Here is a 16,770-nt window from a genome sequence, read left to right as displayed (position 1 = left end):
CATGAACTTATTAAATATCTTAATTTAATATAATATTAAGTTTATATATTGTGGTTGACAAATTTATTTTAGTACTATACTATATTTACGTAAGTTAATAATAATTTTTACTGCAGAAGGAGCTACTAACATAATGGCAAAAGTTTTATTCATCAAAGCTAACAACCGCGATGTTGAACAATCTGTCAGTGTGAAAATGTATCACACTTTCTTGGAAACCTACAAAGCTACTCATCCACAGGATGAAATCACTGAACTTGATTTATTCGCAGAAAACCTGCCTTACTACGATGCTACTCATATCAACGGTATGTGGAAAGCAGGTCAAGGCATTGAAGCAACTACTGAAGAAAAAGCAGCAGCAGCAACGGTTACTAAATATTTGAACCAATTTATGGCTGCAGATAAAGTGGTATTTGCATTCCCACTTTGGAACATGTCTGTACCAGCTGTTCTTCACACTTACATTGACTACCTGGACCAAGCAGGTATTACATTTAAATATACGGAACAAGGCGTTGTCGGCTTAGCAGGAGGCAAAAAAGTTGCTTTGCTAAATGCTAGCGGCGGCGTATACTCTGAAGGTCCTATGAGCTCAGCTGAAATGGCTGTTAAATTTGTAAAAAACAACATGGGTCTAATTGGTATCACTGATTTGAGCACAGTTATTATCGAAGGTCACAACCAATTCCCTGATAAAGCTGCACAAATCATCGAAGAAGGCTTGAACAAAGTAAAAGAACTTGCTGCAAGCTTCTAATATTGTGTTATGATTGGACAACCCATCATCAATTGCTGATGGGTTGTTTTTATATTTTTACATTAATCATTGTTATGAATGTGTAGATTCTCCGCCGTCCACGTGAAGAACTTGACCCGTAACGAAGCGTGAATCATCAGAAGCAAGGTAGATATAGGTTGGAGCAAGCTCAAATGGATGTGCTACCCTCTCCATTGGATTAGAGGCTCCGTACACAGCAACCTGATCTGAAGAAAAGCTCGCCGCAATAAGCGGTGTCCAAATTCGTCCAGGTGCAACAGCGTTTACCCTTATCCCCTGCTTTACAACGTTCTTTGCCAAAGCGCGTGTGAAGCCCACATTCGCACCCTTCGTAGCTGTGTAATCAATCATTTGCCTCTCGCCTACATAAGTTACTACAGAAGAAGTATTGATGATGGAACTACCAGGTTTTAAATAAGGCAGTGCGGCTCTTGTCGTGTAAAAGTGAGAATAGATGTTTACTTTAAACGTATCATCGAACTGCTCATCCGTAATATCGAGCAAACTCAATTGTTGGAATTGAATACCGACGTGATTACAAAGAATATCGAGGCGACCGAATGTCTGCACAGTTTCTTCGACAATAGCAATACATTGCTTCTTATCGCGTAAGTCTCCTGGCATTAAAATACAACGTTGTCCGAGCTGCTCAATTCTCGATTTAGTCCGGTGAGCGTCTTCATGCTCGTCTAAATAAGAAATGGCAATATCAGCGCCCTCTTTAGCGAACGCAATTGCTACTGCAGCACCAATACCGCTGTCACCTCCAGTGATTAATGCCACCTTCCCGACTAATTTTCCGCTCCCTCTGTAATTCGGATTCTCAATGATCGGTCTTGGAACCATTAACCCTTCCACGCCAGGATGACGCAGCTGTCGCTGTTCGGGCAAGTTCATTGGAATTTCCTCGTAACGCGTTATTTTACCGTAATTGGGGTACATCGGATACGGATGAGTAACTAGATTATATTCAAACAATTGCTGCATTTGCTGCAACTGTTGCATGTTATCCATTTGATCTTCTTGCTTCATGGGACGCCTCCTATACATTATTCTATTTACCGTATGTAACAAATGCCTATACAGTGCATGTTTCAATTGCATCATTTTTTTTATAGGTACTTGCTTCACGTGATAAGCCATTGAATAAGGTAAAGCGTAAATATATGTTTAGGAGGCGATCCCATTGTTATATGAATTTAATCCAAGAGTCATATTGTTGTTAGTCAATTATTCGAGCGAAAAAGTCCAGATGCTATATGATTCAAATCGTTATACGTGGCCGATGCCCAGAATAGGACCAAGACCTCCCTTTTACACAAATCCTGAATACGTTCTGAATTATCCGCTCATCTGACCTTTAAAGCTCTCAAAAAAAGAAGGCCGCTAGGTCAATGCCCAGCAAGCCTTCTTCTTTTATATCCGAGTATTCGAGATTTCTCGTTTATTGTTTATTGAAAATATCTGTTAACACAGGTACAATTTGCGATTTACGGGATACGACGCCTTTTAGAACAGCTTTGTTATTTTCTAGTTTCACGTTGTATGCCTTCTCAACAGCATTCGCTGCTTGACCTAATGCAATCGCCACAGAATCGTTATTTAAAATATCCGTTACAACAAAGACGAACAAGTCTAATCCTTTTTTCTCAATGATGTCCGAAAGAGCCGCTTCTAGTTCAGATTGACGAGTAAGAACATCATTAACATCGACAGCATTTACTTGTGCAATTTCAACTTTGGAGCTGCCCATTTGGAATTCCTTAGAGTCAAGGGAAATCAGCTCTGCAATTGATTTATCGCTCAAATCAGCTCCGGCTTTCAACATGTCCAGGCCGTATTTATCAGCATCTACACCAGCAATTTCAGCTAGTTCGCGAGCTGCATCGATGTCTTGCCCCGTGCAAGTCGGTGATTTGAACAGCAATGAATCGGAAATGATTGCAGACAACATCAATCCTGCGATTTCTTTACGGATCGGAATACCATTCTCCTTGTACATTTTATTTAGAATCGTCGCAGTACAGCCAACTGGCTCAGCTCGGTAGTATAGAGGACCGCTTGTCTCAAAATTCGCAATACGATGGTGATCAATAACTTCAACGACGCGAACTTGCTCAATATCAGATGCACTTTGTTGACGTTCATTGTGATCGACCAGAATAACGTCCTTCACTTCGTTTGCTACAGTTTCAACAAGGCGAGGTGCTTCCACTTTAAAATAATCTAAAGCATATTGAGTTTCGCCGTTCACATTGCCTAAACGTACAGGCTCAACATTCCATCCTAATTTGGATTTCAACTCAGCGTATGCAATAGCGGAACAAATCGTATCGGTATCTGGGTTTTTATGTCCGAAAATAAGTACTTTTTCCATCATCTAACTCCTTATTCGTTTTTTTGGCGAGTAAAGTATAACCTAAATTACTATGTACAATCAAGATTATAGCGCGAAATCGCAACAATTTATAGTTTTTTAATGGGATTTGACTTTTCAGTATATGTTCACTATATTTGCCTTAAACTATGTGCCAAAAAACGTATGAACAAAAAAATTTAGAGGTGATAAAAATGAATGACTTCCACGAAGCCGCTGTTGTCATTGAACGCGCTGTTAGTACACGTGGGGAAATTCAATTGCAGCGCCGCGGTTCAAACTATGAGGTCATTAGCAACGGTACTTTTCTGATGGCCACTTACAATGGAGAGTCTGAGAAACTTCTCGTTCGAAGTGCGCTGCAGGCGGTCCAAAATCCAAGACACGTACTAATCGGCGGGTTAGGTGTTGGATACTCGCTGCAAGAAGCCACTCAAGATCCCCGTGTGGAACAAGTTACGGTTATTGAAATCGAGCCTAAAATTATTGAATGGAACGATACCGTACTCGCACACATCACCAATCATGCTACCCGTCATCCAAAGGCAAACATTGTAAATGCAGATTTAATCGATTGGTTAGAGCATAACGAAACGAAGTTTGATCTGATCTGTCTCGATATTGATAATGGCCCAGATTGGAAAGTATATGAACAAAATTCGTCGCTGTACAGTCATGAGGGCATTTTACTCACTGCTCGCCATTTGACGGATGGAGGATGTCTAACATTCTGGAGCGCAACTGCCTCACCAGAGTTTGTAGCTAGGCTGCAAGAAGATTTCAGTCATGTAGAGGTGTTAACTGTACCTCAAGAGCGAGGAGAACCAGATTATATCTTTTTAGTGAAAAAAACGGATTTTATGTAACCTAAAAATAGAGTTTTAATTTACTCATTCAATTAATATTTTATACCGTTAATAATATCTATATCATCCAACAATGACTATAAATCTAGCTTCTTCATCGATAAGAATATGGTACAATATATGAATGAATCCATGTATCATGTCAGGTGGTGTTGCTCAGTGAATATACAGAAGGTGTTAGATCGCAAAAAGCTCGATGAGAAAGTACTGGGCATGCCTTGGTTTGTCCAGCAATTCATAGATTATAAATTGCCCGACCTCTCCCCTTCTACGTTACTAGAATATGTGAGAGATTATGAGCAGTTCTTCAACTGGCTGCGGGCAGAAGGTTTATCGGCAGCTACCTCTAACCAAGGAGTTACGCTAGAGGAATTAGAAGTGCTCCATATGGAGAATGTAGTAAGCTATCGGCTCTATTTAACGACCCGGACAGAAGGAACGAATTCTCGCATTACGGTTTCCCGTAAGCTATCGTCCCTTCGCTCTTTGTTCCATTACTTAAGTCAAATTGCAGAAGACGATCAATTCTATCCGCTGCTTAAACGGAATATTATGGCCAAGGTCGAGATCAAACGTATACACAAGCCTAAAGATACTGCGGCTAAACTAAAGGGGAAAATTCTTGAGGAAGATGAGCTGATTGATTTCATCAACTATATTCATGAAGGCTATGGGCAGGACGTTTCAAACAACAAGCAAGCCCTTTATGCCCATGAACAGAACAAGGAACGTGATGCCTGCATCGCCAGCCTCATTCTGAACTCGGGACTGCGTGTATCCGAAGTTGTTAATTTGAATATCGATGATTTAGACTTAGGCAATAAAATGGTGCATGTGTTCCGGAAGGGGAATAACGACGAGACATTTAAAACCCCCGTTTATTTCCGGGAACAGGCAAGAGATGATTTAACTCATTATTTGAGTTTACGGCAAACTCGCTATCATGCTCCTAAGAAGGAAAAGGCTCTCTTCCTGGCTGTTCCTAACGGACAAAAGGAAGGCAAACGGATGACCAAACGAGCCATTCAAGCGATGATTATTAAGTACGCCAAACGTTTTGGCAAGCCTTACTTAACCGTTCATAAGTTGCGACACTCTTTTGCTACCGATTATTATTTACAGAACGATATTTATAAGACAAAAGAACAGCTTGGTCATGCCTCAACAGAAACGACGGAAGTATACGCGCATCTTACCGATAAAACGATGTCCGAAGCGATTGAACGACGAGCTGAATAAGTTATATACCTTAAAAAGGGCAGAATCCGAAGCCGATACTTCGAGTTCTGCCCTTTCGCCTACCACATTCTATTTCCTTGCAGTTTAATAATTTTAACTTGTTCCCCTGCCTTTATACCCTCCGTCTCTGGTGGAATGACGATGAGACAGTCACTGTCTTTAATCGTAACCATCACGCCGGATTCATCAATATTCGCAGGTAATGCATACAGCATACCTTCCCGAATATCTAAACGAGCACGGACAAATCGGGTAAAACTATTCCTTCTGTTATAATCCGTTCCAAGAACCGCAGTCCATTCTGGCAAATATGGATTGTTCACACCCATCATCTTGCGAATAGCCGGTCCTACAAACAGCTCGAATCCAACAAAACACGCACCTGGGTTACCAGATAAGGCAAACAACAGCTTGCCCCCTTTAACTGCAGCTGTAGTGACACTCCCTGGGCGCATCGATACTTTGTTAAACAGCATTGTCACATCGTCTTGACGAACGAGATCCCCCATAATATCGTAATCACCTACTGAGACACCGCCGCTTGTCACAACAAGGTCATACTTCTCGAGAGCTTCTTCCACCTTCAACCTTGCTAACGCCAAGTCATCCATAATACTGCCCAGCATAATTGGCTCTCCGCCAGCTTCTCTCACTTGTGATGCGAGCATGTAACTGTTACTGTTGCGTATTTTACCTGGCTGAAGCGGGTCTTCAAGTTCAAGCAGCTCTGTTCCTGTCGCGAAAATCGCAACGGTTGGACGACGATATACATTCACATGATGAATACCGAAGGTCGCTAAGACTGACATTTCCCCCGCTAATATTTGCCGTCCTCCCTGTAAGATGAGTTCGCCTTCATCCAGCTCGAACCCAATAGGTGTTACGTTTGTTCCGCTCGTTACGACTTGTTGTAATCGGATATACGTTCTACCATCTTCAATTTTATTCTCTGTCATTTCTAGCATCACTACAGCGTCCGTCTCATCAGGTACATGTGCACCTGTCATAATGCGTGCAGCTTGGCCTCTGCCAACAGGTACCGATGATGTAAATCCGCATGGTATCTCATCGACCACTTCGAGCCATACCGATTCATCCTTACTGCAGCTTAATGTATCATCACTATGTATTGCGAATCCATCCATCACGGATCTCCGAAAAAAAGGATAAGGATGCGGAGAGGTTACATCCTCTGCTAACGTCCGTCCATGTGCTTCAATCAGAGGGATCGTTTCAATTAAACTCTTGTTTATATAGGGGACGATTAAAGCTTGCGCTTCAGATACGCTCACCGCAGTTCGGTTAAATTTAGAAGGTCCTGTTAAATTCTTTTCCATCTAATGTCTTTCCTCCAAAAATGGCCAATTATAAATATAATCATATTGTTCCTCATATGAGTAGTTATTGATTGTAATTGTACCATAATCAGCATCGTAAGTTGTTCTAGTCTTAAGCTCATTGAAGCCTTAGATATAGTCGTGACGAGATGTGGATTTCTATGACGGAAGTATTCTATATGATTTTTCTAACTATGTAACTAAAATTTGTGATATAGATTTTATCATAAAAAAACGCACGATACTTGATCGTGCGCTCTCTTCTACTACTACCTTCGGCCTCTTCTAGATATTTTCCCAAAGCCCGACTTCGTCTTTGGAATTGAATAGGATCGTTTAGGTGAGCCAAAGATGCTCGATTTAGAGCTGTCCTTATCTCGGCTTATCGTTCCTTTGCTTGTATTCCCTTTACTAAAAATACTTCCGCCTGATCCAACTCTGTCTGATGATGAATCAGAGTTCATCCCGCGTCTCGTGATCAATCCTTTACGTTCGACCGTCATTGGCGGAATAAGCTTCTTATCATTGTCCGTCGGAATATGGTACTGCGTCTTAGGTTTATATACGTCTGCGCTTGAGTAGCCGCGATATTTCCCTAGACTGCCTAGACCATCAAATAAATGACCGATTAGTGTCGCAGTAAGATATCCTTGCAGAAAGCTCGAATCATAATTGTTCTTAACGTATTGAATAGAATCGACTTCGATTAACGCATCATTTGGATTTTTAGGATCCTTCTGTACATTAATCATCTCATCCTTGTATACAAGAAACATTCGGTCTGAATCTTGCTTGGATATTTGCTCTGGTTCTTTTTGATTTGCGAGTTCAGACGCCACTTCAGGTACGTTCTTATTTGCCGCCCGGTATACGTAAGAGGTCGAACTACCATCTTTATTAACTGATTCAAGCGGATAAGTATCTTTTACATCAGGACTGCCGCATCCACTTAACAAAGATAAGACTAGGCTGAATATGATCGCTATTTTCAACGCAAATAGAGAGCGCTTCTTCAATTTAATACACTCCTCTAGTTAGCTCGAATCACTTGCACATCTCCTGGAATCACTTTTTCACCTTCATACAGCATAAAGCGTCCGTTCTGCCATTCAATGCGCAGAAGATGATAGTCATCCGATTGATATTGCCATACATGCTGCTCGCCGCCTTGCATAAACGGCGTTCGTCCATTTACGGTCACATGTCCGAAATACTGTTCATCTAAATAATAGTTGCGGTCATCGAGTTCAATCGTCGTTGGCACTTCCTCGGGAGAATCGAGACGGCCATCGATTGGCGTATACAGCGCATATTGCAATGTCTCTCGCTCTTCAATATGAAGATAAACGATTGTGTTGCCGTCTTGCAGCGTTAGAACGACAGCATTACGGCTCCGATTATGAACTCTTCCCACCACTTCATAAGTAACTAGCGATACTTCACATATGTCCCCAGGTCCAAGCGCGAGCATACTTTTTTCAGCTTTAGGCGGCTCAGGCTTGGCAAAAATATTCGTAATTCGTTTCCACATACTCATGTATAAAAACTCCTTCAGTCATAAGCTTCCTGATCTATTACACTCCATTAAGAGTCTATGATTATAGACAAGCAGTAATAATTAACGCACCTACAATATGGAGCGACCCGGCAAATAAGCCATAAGCCGCAATACCTTTCTGCGTGCCTTCATCTAGATTAAGTCCTGCTAAGGAATTCATCAATAGACGAACAATGCTCTCTAAAATGAGTAAAATAACAAACGAAACGGCTGAGACGATAAGCGCTTCGCCTAAATGGCTTGAAGTTGAGATGGATACCGATAAAATATAACCTTGTGCTAAAAGCTTCATCACCAGACGTATCGTAACGGCGATATTCCCTTGCTTTACTTCCATGAAATCTTTATACTTCGTAAACAGTGAATCTACATACATCAATATAAATAGTAACAGGGCACCTGAACCCGTCCATAATAATATAGCCCATATAATGTCCATACTCATCGCTTACAGCCTCCATTAATCAACATCGCATTTCTCAGACAAAAGCGAAGGAGAAACGTTCCCTGCTGTCTCCCCTTCGCATATTCCGATCAATTTAATAGTTGATATTATTCGTTTTCTTTCTTCTCGTATTGTTTAAGCAGCGCAGCAAGTTCATCTTCCACCGCTTTGTCTTTGCCGAGCGTCGCAAATTCATCATCGAGTGATTTTTCTTTGGAAGCCAGTTCATTGCTTGCTTCAGCTTGCGCTTCCATTTGCATCATTTTCTCTTCCATTCGTTTGAGTCCAGCTGCCGCAGTATCACTGCTAAAGCCTGTCATCGCTTTGTTGATTTCGTTCTGTGCTTTCGCTGCATTGTAGCGGGCAACGAGTGTCTCACGTTTATTTTTCATTTCTGTAAGCTGCTTACGCATCTCTTCTAGTTTACTGCGAAGATTATCAGCAGCTGCCTTGTTTTGATCGTAGCTTGCTTTGTATTCCGAAGCTTTCTGTTCTGCCGCTTTCTTCTCTTCCAGCGCACGGCGAGCGAGATCGATATTTTGGGCTTGAGCCGCAAGATGAGCTTGTTCATCGCGCTTCTTCACAAGTGCTTCTTGTTCTTCATAGAGCTGTTTGAACTTTTTCTCAATAGCAATTTGCGCTGCAACTGCTTTCTCGGCATCTTCAAGATCTTCCTGCATGTCACGAATATATTGATCGGTCAATTTGATTGGATCTTCTGCTTTCTCAATCAGTGCGTATACGTTAGACAAAGTAAGATCTCTTAAACGTTTGAAAATAGACATGTATTGGTTCCTCCTAAGAAAAAAAATTAATGTTGTTTGATATGTATTACGTGAGAGATGTAATGATGTTTCAAAATCTTAACGAAAAAATTGAATAAGATCAAATAAGAAGCAGTACACCAAATGCACTGCTTCTTCAGAACTAACTAAGGGTATTAGAACCCTCGTACATATTGTTCAGGAACGTCCGCTTTACCTTTCAATGCTACGGCTGCATGCAGCGCCCAGTATGGATCATTCAACATTCCGCGTCCAACAGCAACGAGATCGGCAGCACCTTTTGTGACAGCTTGCTGCGCATCTTCATATTTTTCCAACCGACCAACGGCAATCACAGGCACACCTAGCTTAGATTTAATATGTTCTGCCAAGTCTAGCTGATAACCCGGACCTGAGTTAGGTCTGCCTCCTGACCCGATTGGACCTTCTCCGCCAGAAGTAATATGGAAAATATCGACCCCGGCATCACGATAACGCCGGCTGATTTCCGTAATGTAGTCAACATCATAACCGCCATCGACATATTCTTTGGCGGATACACGCATGATGATTGGCATATCTGCAGGAACGACCTCTTTCACGGCCTGGATGACTTCTACACCAAATAGTGCTAGATCTTGACCATACTCGTCATCACGTTTGTTCGTGAGCGGAGAATGGAATTGATGAATCAAATAGCCGTGAGCCCCGTGTATTTCAACTGTATCGAACCCAGCTTTCACTGCTCTAATCGCTGCTTGCTTATAAGCTTGAACAAGCTCCTTCACTTCAGCTGTTGTCAGAGCATGGGGCATTTTAGATTGATCATTAAATGGAATTGCAGAAGGCGCAACGGGGGGTTCAGCATCAAGAGCTTTACGGCCAGCGTGCCCGAGTTGAATACCCATTTTCGCACCGTAACGATGAACTTCATCGATGATTTTCTTATATGCAGGAATATGAGCATCACTCCATATACCCAAATCTTTATTCGTAATTCGGCCATCTGGATGAATTCCAGTCATCTCAACGATAATAAGCCCTGCCCCGCCTACTGCGCGGCTTACATAATGAACTTCATGCCAGCTGTTAGGTATGCCGTCTTCTGCTACAACAGAATATTGACACATCGGAGGCATGACGATCCGATTTTTTAACGATAAACCTTTTATAGTATAAGGAGTAAATAACTCCGCCATAATCATCCATCCTCTCTTAACTGTACTACATCACTAATGAATAAAATCAAAGTGTTCTACTATTATACACCAAAATGATGGATATCTCGAAAAATAAACACCATTAGCATAGTTCGAAGGAATAAAGGAAATACCATAACAATGATTTATAAAACAATCGGAAGGGAGAATGACACCATGCCGACTCGGTTACTGGTACTCTTGTTAACGATCTTCTTCATTGGAGGAAACATACATACTGCAAATGCAATAGCAAACAGTACATTTCATGAGCTGCATCACAAAAAAAATGACAAACCGACTCTTGGCCAACTCCGCCGTAAATATGCTGACACTTTCCTCGTCCAAGGACCTCATGTCAAGCAAGTCGCCCTGACGTTCGATGATGTTCCTGATATCAGATTTACACCACAAGTGCTTGATGTTCTGAAATCTTATAACGTTAAAGCTACCTTTTTTGTCGTAGGCGAACGTGCAGAGAAACACCCGAATTTAGTGAAGCGTATGGTTAAAGAAGGCCATATCGTAGGTAATCATTCGTACAATCATGCGCTTCTAACCAAGTTATCTCTTCATGATTTTCAAAGACAGCTTCTACGTACGGATCGAATCATGAGTACAATAACTGGACACAAGCCAAAGTTCATTCGGCCGCCTTACGGAGAAATTAATGAAGAACAACTTCAATGGTTGAAGCAAAACGGCTTCATCGTCGTCAACTGGAATGTCGATTCGCTAGATTGGAAAGGAATTGACAAGCAAAAAGTAGAGAGGAATATTGTACGTGCAGTTAGACCAGGGTCGATTATCCTACAGCACGCTGGCGGCGGAACAACATCGGATTTAACAGGTTCAATTGAAGCATTGCCGAATGTCATCATGAAATTAAAAGGTATGGGCTATCGCTTTGTTACGTTACCAGAGCTTCTTGATATTGAGCCAAATAGATCATAATGTAAAAAGGAGCGGGTACCCTACTCATTGAGAACGATACCCACTCCTTTATAAGTTACTTAATTACGTACAATTTCACATCTTGGAATCCGAATTCATTTACAGTCGCCTTGCTGCCAGGGATAAAGATATCAATTCGATTACCCTTGATCGCACTGCCTGTATCTGAAGCTACGGCAACAAAAGCAGTTTTCGGCAGATTCGGATGACTATAACCCGTAACAAGCACTTTCGTACCTAGTGGAATTACTTTCGGATCAACAGCAATTGTTCCGAGTTTCAAAGGGTTACCAAAGTAATCTACTGGACCCCATCCGTTTTCACTATTGTCACTAGAATAAGCAGTCGCTGTTACATTAATGATTTTCGAGTAGTTGAACGTCTTGCCCCAAGCTTGTACAACATGACTATTTGCAGAAATGATCTTAGCAGAGCCAGTAGAAGCAGCTTTTATTGTAGCTGGTTTACTGCTAGTAGGAATAACGATTTTAAGTCCAGCATAAATGTTCGTTGGTTTAATTTTCGGATTTGCTTTCATCAAAGTGTTTAGATTTACATGGAACTTTTTCGATAGAGAATAGAAAGTATCCCCTTCTTTAGCTTTGTAAATACTTTCAGCATGTGCTGGAGCGGTCTGCAAAGCCATTGCTATACCTAGCATTGCAGCCATTACTGAGACTGTCTTCTTAATCTTCTTCATAAATCCTCCTTTTGTTAGCCTGCGGAGTTAGTTGTCGGATTCGGATTGAGGATACAACCCTACGCATCCAATATGCGATTCACCCCAGGATTATGGTCGTAAGACCGGCCACAATACCACAAAAAGTCCCCCGCACCTTTCTTTCAAAGGTTTCGGCGAAAACAAATATATCACAATTTTGTAACCTGTGCGCAAGTAAATGATGGTAAATGCCTTAAACAACAAGTATTTGAGCGTATTCTATTAAAATTAGATAGATTACATTTTCGTAACTATTTATTTATACAAATAGCAAGGCCCCCCAGAAGCACCTTAGATGGTACTTGTGGAGAGCCCTAAGTTAAAACGTATTAGCAACAATTATAACACTTTGCTTAAGAAATCTTGCGTACGAGGATGCTGAGGCGCACCGAACAATTGCTCAGGCGTTCCTTGCTCAACGATGACACCGCCATCCATAAATAGAATACGGCTGCCTACTTCACGGGCGAAGCCCATTTCATGCGTTACAATCACCATTGTCATGCCTTCTTTGGCAAGCTTCTTCATGACGTCGAGCACCTCACCTACCATCTCAGGGTCAAGCGCTGACGTCGGTTCATCGAACAACATCACATGAGGCTGCATCGCTAAAGCACGCGCAATGGCAATCCGCTGCTTCTGACCACCAGACAACATTGCTGGATACGCATCCTTCTTGTCCTCGAGTCCTACGGTTCTTAAGAGGTCCATCGCGATCGCTTCTGCTTCACTCTTGGACTGCTTCTTCACCTGGATCGGTGCAAGTGTAATATTGTCTAGAACCGTCTTGTGCGGGAACAGGTTGAACTGCTGGAATACCATCCCCATCTTCTGGCGAGTTGCGTTAATATTATGTTTAGGGTCTGTAATCGACTCGCCCTCAAACTTAATTTCACCTTTTGTTGGATGCTCGAGTAAATTTAAACAGCGAAGAAACGTACTTTTCCCCGAGCCGCTCGGTCCGATAACGACGACAACTTCACCTTTTTCAATTTCTAAATCAATACCTTTTAAAATATTTAGCGAACCATACGATTTATGGAGTCCTTTAACGCTAATCACTTGTTTTCAACTTCCTTTCGAACACACCCAGCAGCTTAGACAGACTGAATGTCATAATAAAGTAAATGATCGCAGCTATAAGCAGCGGCTTCATCGGTTCAAACAAGCTGCCGCGCAGCACTTCCGCATTATACATAATTTCCATAACACCAATGATCGACACAATCGAGGATTCTTTTATGATAACGATAAATTCATTACCGATCGCAGGAAGAACAGCTTTAATCGCTTGAGGCAAAATAATATGTCGAGTTGCCATCCCCTTTGTCATCCCAAGAGAACGTGCAGCTTCCATCTGTCCACGGTCAACGCCTTGGATCCCAGCTCGGAATACTTCTGCTAAGTACGCTGAACTATTAATGAACAGCGCAATCGATCCTGACACTAATGGCGGGAAGTTAATCCCGTAGATGGATAAGCCGTAATGAATAATAAGAAGCTGAACCAGCAGTGGTGTGCCGCGTAAAAATTCAATATATACAGCTGCAATCCAGCTTAGAACTTTAATACTGGATAAGCGCATGAGCGCAAAAACCGCACCAAGAATAAAACCAAGAACGACAGCAACAACCGAAAGTAATAGGGTGTATTTCACACCAGTAATATAGTAATCAATATTTTCGACGAAAAACGAATAGAGTCCCAAATTATCCCTCCTATTTCTCAAAAAAACAGAAAATAGCGAATGAATATCGCTATTTTCTGAAAGTGAATTTCGTAATTATTTTGCACCGACTAATTGATTGGCATCTGTTACAAATTGATCAATTTTGTTCTCGGATTTAAGACGTTCCAATGTTTTGTTGATAGCTTCAGCGAACTTAGGGCTGCCTTTTCGAACAGCGATCGCATATCCATCATCTTCCCATTTAGGGTTTGCACCCGCGATAGCAACCGTGTCTCGATTTGCTACATAAGATTTCGCGACAGGCAATTCAAGAATAAGTGCATCAACACGTCCTGATTCCAATTCAAGAATTAAATCAGAGATTTTGCTAAGTGATGTAAGCTTCGCATTTTTAATATCTTTCGCGATTCCTTCTTGAACAGATGTCTTTTGAACACCAATTTTCTTGCCTTCAAGCTTATCCATTGTATCGTACTTCGCTTCATCGCCTTTACGTACGAGCACAGCTTGCTCAGCTTTATAATATGTTGTTGTAAAGTCTACAGCTTTCTTCCGTTCTGGTGTAGGATTCATACCCGAAATAACCATGTCCACTTTACCTGAATTCAGCTCGTTAAGCAGAACATCGAAGCTTGTATCTTTAATTTCAAGCTGGGCCCCCATATCCTTCGCGATTTCTTTCGCGATCTCAATATCGAATCCAACGATTTGATCTTTTCCATTGACTTTCATATGAAATTCATATGGCGGATAGTCAGCGCTCGTACCAAGTACGATTTTTTTTGTTTTTTGAACGGTGTTATAAGTGTCTTCCTTTTGTCCGCAGGCTGCTAAAACGCTGCTTACCAAAAGCAGACACAGTGTTAGTGTGACCCACTTTTTCATATTTTTCTCTCCCTATTAAAAGCATTCTTAATGATTGTTTATTATAAATGATGATGCATGAATATGCAAAGAATAATATTTCCAGTTCATACTAATCTGACTTTACCGACTTAATCGACGTTTAAAACACAAATGAATGACGAATACTCCTTCAAGGGGGTGTTCTTATGCTTCGGGAAGCAATATATCACGTTCCGCGAGATAAATGGGCTTATGCGTATGACCCGTCTACAATTCATTTGCGTGTCCGTACGAAACGAGATGATGTGGAGCGTGTCTCCGCTTTAACGGGTGATAAATATGATTGGCAACGAACGTTCGTAGAGATCGCAATGCAGAAAGCGGCTTCAGATGAATTGTTCGACTACTGGGATGCGGCAGTGAAGCCCAAATATAAGCGGTTGTCTTACATCTTCAAATTTACCGCTGGTTCAGAATCAATCTACATTCTTGATAACGGGTTGTCGATGACACCCCCTATTCCAGTTGCCGGTTACTATGAATTTCCGTATATTCATGAAATTGACGTATTCAAAGTGCCGGAGTGGGCAAAGGAAGCTATTTTCTATCAGATTATGCCTGAGCGATTTGCAAATGGCGATCCCAGTAACGATCCGAAAGGTACAGTGACTTGGGGAAGTAATCCAACCCGCAGTACTTATTTTGGTGGTGACTTAAAAGGGATTATGGATCACTTAGATTATTTAGTTGATATCGGAATTAATGCAATTTACCTCACCCCTATATTTCTGTCTCCTTCTTACCATAAATACGATACGATTGATTATAAACGGGTTGACCCCCATTTTGGATCGAATGAGGATCTTAAGCTTCTTGTTAAACAATGTCATGATAAAGGAATTCGCGTCATACTCGACGCCGTATTTAACCACTGCAGTGAGCAGTTCCCGCAATTTCAAGATGTGCTGAAGAACGGTGGTAAATCGAAGTACGCAGACTGGTTCCACATCAACACGTTTCCTGCTGAAGTGAAGGACGGCATCCCCAGCTATGATACGTTTGGATTTTTTGGCAATATGCCAAAATTTAATACGGCCAATCCTGAAGTGAAACAGTATTTACTGGACGTAGCACAATATTGGATACAAGAAATCCAGCTTGACGGATGGAGGCTCGATGTAGCCAACGAAATTGATCATCATTTCTGGCGGGATTTCAGACGTGTTGTTAAAGAGGCCAATCCAGATGCCTACATTGTAGGCGAAGTATGGAGTGATTCCTTAAACTGGCTTATGGGAGATCAATTTGATTCCGTCATGAACTATCCGTTTGCAGATAAAGTGGTGCAATTTTTCAGCGGCGGTATGGATGGATATGCATTTGCAAATTCAATGGGCTCTCTCGTCATGCGATATCCGCAGCAAACGAATGAAGTTGTGTTCAACATGCTGTGTAGTCACGATACCCCACGTCTGCTGACAAGACTTGATAATGACAAGAGACGGATGAAGCTTGCTGTCGTGTTCCTCTTCACATATATGGGCACGCCTTGTATTTTTTACGGAGATGAGATTGGACTCACCGGGCAAAATGACCCCGACTGCCGAAAGTCAATGGAATGGGACGCAAGCAAACAAGATCGCGAGCTATATGACTTCTACAAGCTGATGATCAACCTTCGAAAAGCACATGCAGCGCTTCGTGAAGGGCGATTTCGCTTCCTCAAAGCCGATAAAAATGACCCTTGTATTATATATGAACGTTCAGATGACCGTATTCACTACACGATATGGATGAATAATACGGCTGAGAAACGAACCCTAACCCATCCGATGGATACGAGTGATTGGCGAGATGCCCTGTCTGATGTAAAGGTTGCACCTGATAAAGGGATGATGAACATTAGTCTTGATCCGTATGGTTTTCGTATTTTATTCAGACAACTGTAATAGCTCAAGAAGCAAGCCTGCTAAGTCATTACTTCAGCAGGCTT

The 16,770-nt window shown here is 41.7% G+C and carries 17 protein-coding genes and 1 riboswitch; of the genes, 5 read left to right on the top strand and 12 right to left on the bottom strand.

Annotation, left to right across the window (positions count from 1 at the left end; translation table 11 throughout):
• Positions 1-133: 133 nt before the first annotated feature.
• Positions 134-760, top strand: a complete 627-nt coding sequence (locus J2Z20_RS04200; RefSeq protein ID WP_209845688.1) for an FMN-dependent NADH-azoreductase — start codon at positions 134-136, stop codon at positions 758-760.
• A gap of 72 nt (positions 761-832) precedes the next feature.
• Here the strand turns inward: J2Z20_RS04200 and J2Z20_RS04195 are convergent, their stop codons facing one another.
• Both J2Z20_RS04195 and J2Z20_RS04190 read right to left on the bottom strand, forming a co-directional pair.
• Entirely contained in the window at positions 833-1,786 is a 954-nt protein-coding gene (locus J2Z20_RS04195) for an SDR family oxidoreductase (protein ID WP_415639987.1), read from the bottom strand.
• 439 nt (positions 1,787-2,225) lie between these two features.
• Positions 2,226-3,158, bottom strand: a complete 933-nt coding sequence (locus J2Z20_RS04190; protein ID WP_209845684.1) for a manganese-dependent inorganic pyrophosphatase — start codon at positions 3,156-3,158, stop codon at positions 2,226-2,228.
• Between the two features lie 194 nt (positions 3,159-3,352).
• Between J2Z20_RS04190 and J2Z20_RS04185 the strand changes: the two genes are divergently transcribed.
• Both J2Z20_RS04185 and xerS read left to right on the top strand, forming a co-directional pair.
• Positions 3,353-4,024 carry a spermine/spermidine synthase domain-containing protein gene (locus tag J2Z20_RS04185; protein WP_209845682.1) on the top strand — a complete coding sequence of 224 codons (672 nt, stop codon included), beginning with the start codon at positions 3,353-3,355 and terminating at the stop codon, positions 4,022-4,024.
• 159 nt (positions 4,025-4,183) lie between these two features.
• Positions 4,184-5,263, top strand: coding sequence for a tyrosine recombinase XerS (gene xerS, locus J2Z20_RS04180; RefSeq protein WP_209845680.1), 1,080 nt, complete (start codon positions 4,184-4,186; stop codon positions 5,261-5,263).
• A 59-nt stretch (positions 5,264-5,322) separates the two neighbouring features.
• On the opposite strand, the gene J2Z20_RS04175 is transcribed toward xerS, so the two are convergent.
• The 6 genes from J2Z20_RS04175 to J2Z20_RS04150 all read right to left on the bottom strand — a co-directional run bounded on the left by J2Z20_RS04175 (position 5,323) and on the right by J2Z20_RS04150 (position 10,566).
• Positions 5,323-6,600, bottom strand: a complete 1,278-nt coding sequence (locus tag J2Z20_RS04175) for a molybdopterin molybdotransferase MoeA (protein WP_209845678.1) — start codon at positions 6,598-6,600, stop codon at positions 5,323-5,325.
• Between the two features lie 269 nt (positions 6,601-6,869).
• A complete protein-coding gene (locus tag J2Z20_RS04170; protein WP_209845676.1) occupies positions 6,870-7,616 on the bottom strand; it encodes a DUF4247 domain-containing protein in 747 nt (248 codons plus the stop codon).
• A gap of 14 nt (positions 7,617-7,630) precedes the next feature.
• Complete coding sequence (locus J2Z20_RS04165) at positions 7,631-8,137, bottom strand: DUF4178 domain-containing protein (protein ID WP_209845675.1); 507 nt, start codon at positions 8,135-8,137, stop codon at positions 7,631-7,633.
• Positions 8,138-8,198: 61 nt separating this feature from the next.
• Positions 8,199-8,603 (bottom strand): DUF350 domain-containing protein, encoded by a 405-nt coding sequence (locus J2Z20_RS04160; RefSeq protein ID WP_209845673.1) that lies wholly within the window; start codon positions 8,601-8,603, stop codon positions 8,199-8,201.
• A gap of 107 nt (positions 8,604-8,710) precedes the next feature.
• The gene (locus J2Z20_RS04155) at positions 8,711-9,388 is read right to left on the bottom strand and encodes a PspA/IM30 family protein (RefSeq protein ID WP_209845670.1); all 678 of its coding nucleotides are present in this window, start codon (positions 9,386-9,388) and stop codon (positions 8,711-8,713) included.
• 155 nt (positions 9,389-9,543) lie between these two features.
• Positions 9,544-10,566 carry an NADH:flavin oxidoreductase/NADH oxidase gene (locus J2Z20_RS04150; RefSeq protein ID WP_209845668.1) on the bottom strand — a complete coding sequence of 341 codons (1,023 nt, stop codon included), beginning with the start codon at positions 10,564-10,566 and terminating at the stop codon, positions 9,544-9,546.
• A gap of 177 nt (positions 10,567-10,743) precedes the next feature.
• On the opposite strand from J2Z20_RS04150, the gene J2Z20_RS04145 reads away from it, so the two are divergent.
• On the top strand, positions 10,744-11,520 hold the full coding sequence (locus J2Z20_RS04145; protein ID WP_245251854.1) for a polysaccharide deacetylase family protein: 777 nt from the start codon (positions 10,744-10,746) through the stop codon (positions 11,518-11,520).
• 55 nt (positions 11,521-11,575) lie between these two features.
• Here J2Z20_RS04145 and J2Z20_RS04140 read toward each other — a convergent pair whose 3' ends face one another.
• The 4 genes from J2Z20_RS04140 to J2Z20_RS04125 form a co-directional block, all read right to left on the bottom strand.
• Complete coding sequence (locus tag J2Z20_RS04140) at positions 11,576-12,220, bottom strand: 3D domain-containing protein (RefSeq protein WP_209845664.1); 645 nt, start codon at positions 12,218-12,220, stop codon at positions 11,576-11,578.
• Positions 12,221-12,388, bottom strand: a riboswitch (cyclic di-AMP (ydaO/yuaA leader).
• Between the two features lie 192 nt (positions 12,389-12,580).
• Entirely contained in the window at positions 12,581-13,303 is a 723-nt protein-coding gene (locus J2Z20_RS04135) for an amino acid ABC transporter ATP-binding protein (protein WP_209845662.1), read from the bottom strand.
• On the bottom strand, positions 13,296-13,949 hold the full coding sequence (locus J2Z20_RS04130) for an amino acid ABC transporter permease (RefSeq protein WP_209845660.1): 654 nt from the start codon (positions 13,947-13,949) through the stop codon (positions 13,296-13,298). Before J2Z20_RS04130 ends, J2Z20_RS04135 begins: the two co-directional genes overlap by 8 nt.
• 75 nt (positions 13,950-14,024) lie before the next feature.
• Positions 14,025-14,816 carry an ABC transporter substrate-binding protein gene (locus J2Z20_RS04125; protein WP_209845658.1) on the bottom strand — a complete coding sequence of 264 codons (792 nt, stop codon included), beginning with the start codon at positions 14,814-14,816 and terminating at the stop codon, positions 14,025-14,027.
• Between the two features lie 167 nt (positions 14,817-14,983).
• On the opposite strand from J2Z20_RS04125, the gene J2Z20_RS04120 reads away from it, so the two are divergent.
• The gene (locus J2Z20_RS04120) at positions 14,984-16,726 is read left to right on the top strand and encodes an alpha-glycosidase (protein WP_209845656.1); all 1,743 of its coding nucleotides are present in this window, start codon (positions 14,984-14,986) and stop codon (positions 16,724-16,726) included.
• Positions 16,727-16,770: the final 44 nt, after the last annotated feature.

Source organism: Paenibacillus sediminis, from assembly GCF_017873765.1.
GTDB classification, from domain to species: domain Bacteria; phylum Bacillota; class Bacilli; order Paenibacillales; family Paenibacillaceae; genus Paenibacillus_AG; species Paenibacillus_AG sediminis.
Note: the sequence above shows the minus strand (reverse complement) of the source record. Positions and strands in the feature narration are given on the sequence as shown.

What these genes read in the sequence shown, in the direction of transcription:
- J2Z20_RS04200 (WP_209845688.1), top strand. Translation starts at nt 134, where the DNA reads ATGGCAAAAGTTTTATTCATCAAAGCTAACAACCGCGATGTTGAACAA.
- J2Z20_RS04195 (WP_415639987.1), bottom strand. Translation starts at nt 1,786, where the DNA reads ATGCAACAGTTGCAGCAAATGCAGCAATTGTTTGAATATAATCTAGTT.
- J2Z20_RS04190 (WP_209845684.1), bottom strand. Translation starts at nt 3,158, where the DNA reads ATGGAAAAAGTACTTATTTTCGGACATAAAAACCCAGATACCGATACG.
- J2Z20_RS04185 (WP_209845682.1), top strand. Translation starts at nt 3,353, where the DNA reads ATGAATGACTTCCACGAAGCCGCTGTTGTCATTGAACGCGCTGTTAGT.
- J2Z20_RS04175 (WP_209845678.1), bottom strand. Translation starts at nt 6,600, where the DNA reads ATGGAAAAGAATTTAACAGGACCTTCTAAATTTAACCGAACTGCGGTG.
- J2Z20_RS04165 (WP_209845675.1), bottom strand. Translation starts at nt 8,137, where the DNA reads ATGAGTATGTGGAAACGAATTACGAATATTTTTGCCAAGCCTGAGCCG.
- J2Z20_RS04160 (WP_209845673.1), bottom strand. Translation starts at nt 8,603, where the DNA reads ATGAGTATGGACATTATATGGGCTATATTATTATGGACGGGTTCAGGT.
- J2Z20_RS04155 (WP_209845670.1), bottom strand. Translation starts at nt 9,388, where the DNA reads ATGTCTATTTTCAAACGTTTAAGAGATCTTACTTTGTCTAACGTATAC.
- J2Z20_RS04150 (WP_209845668.1), bottom strand. Translation starts at nt 10,566, where the DNA reads ATGGCGGAGTTATTTACTCCTTATACTATAAAAGGTTTATCGTTAAAA.
- J2Z20_RS04145 (WP_245251854.1), top strand. Translation starts at nt 10,744, where the DNA reads ATGCCGACTCGGTTACTGGTACTCTTGTTAACGATCTTCTTCATTGGA.
- J2Z20_RS04140 (WP_209845664.1), bottom strand. Translation starts at nt 12,220, where the DNA reads ATGAAGAAGATTAAGAAGACAGTCTCAGTAATGGCTGCAATGCTAGGT.
- J2Z20_RS04125 (WP_209845658.1), bottom strand. Translation starts at nt 14,816, where the DNA reads ATGAAAAAGTGGGTCACACTAACACTGTGTCTGCTTTTGGTAAGCAGC.
- J2Z20_RS04120 (WP_209845656.1), top strand. Translation starts at nt 14,984, where the DNA reads ATGCTTCGGGAAGCAATATATCACGTTCCGCGAGATAAATGGGCTTAT.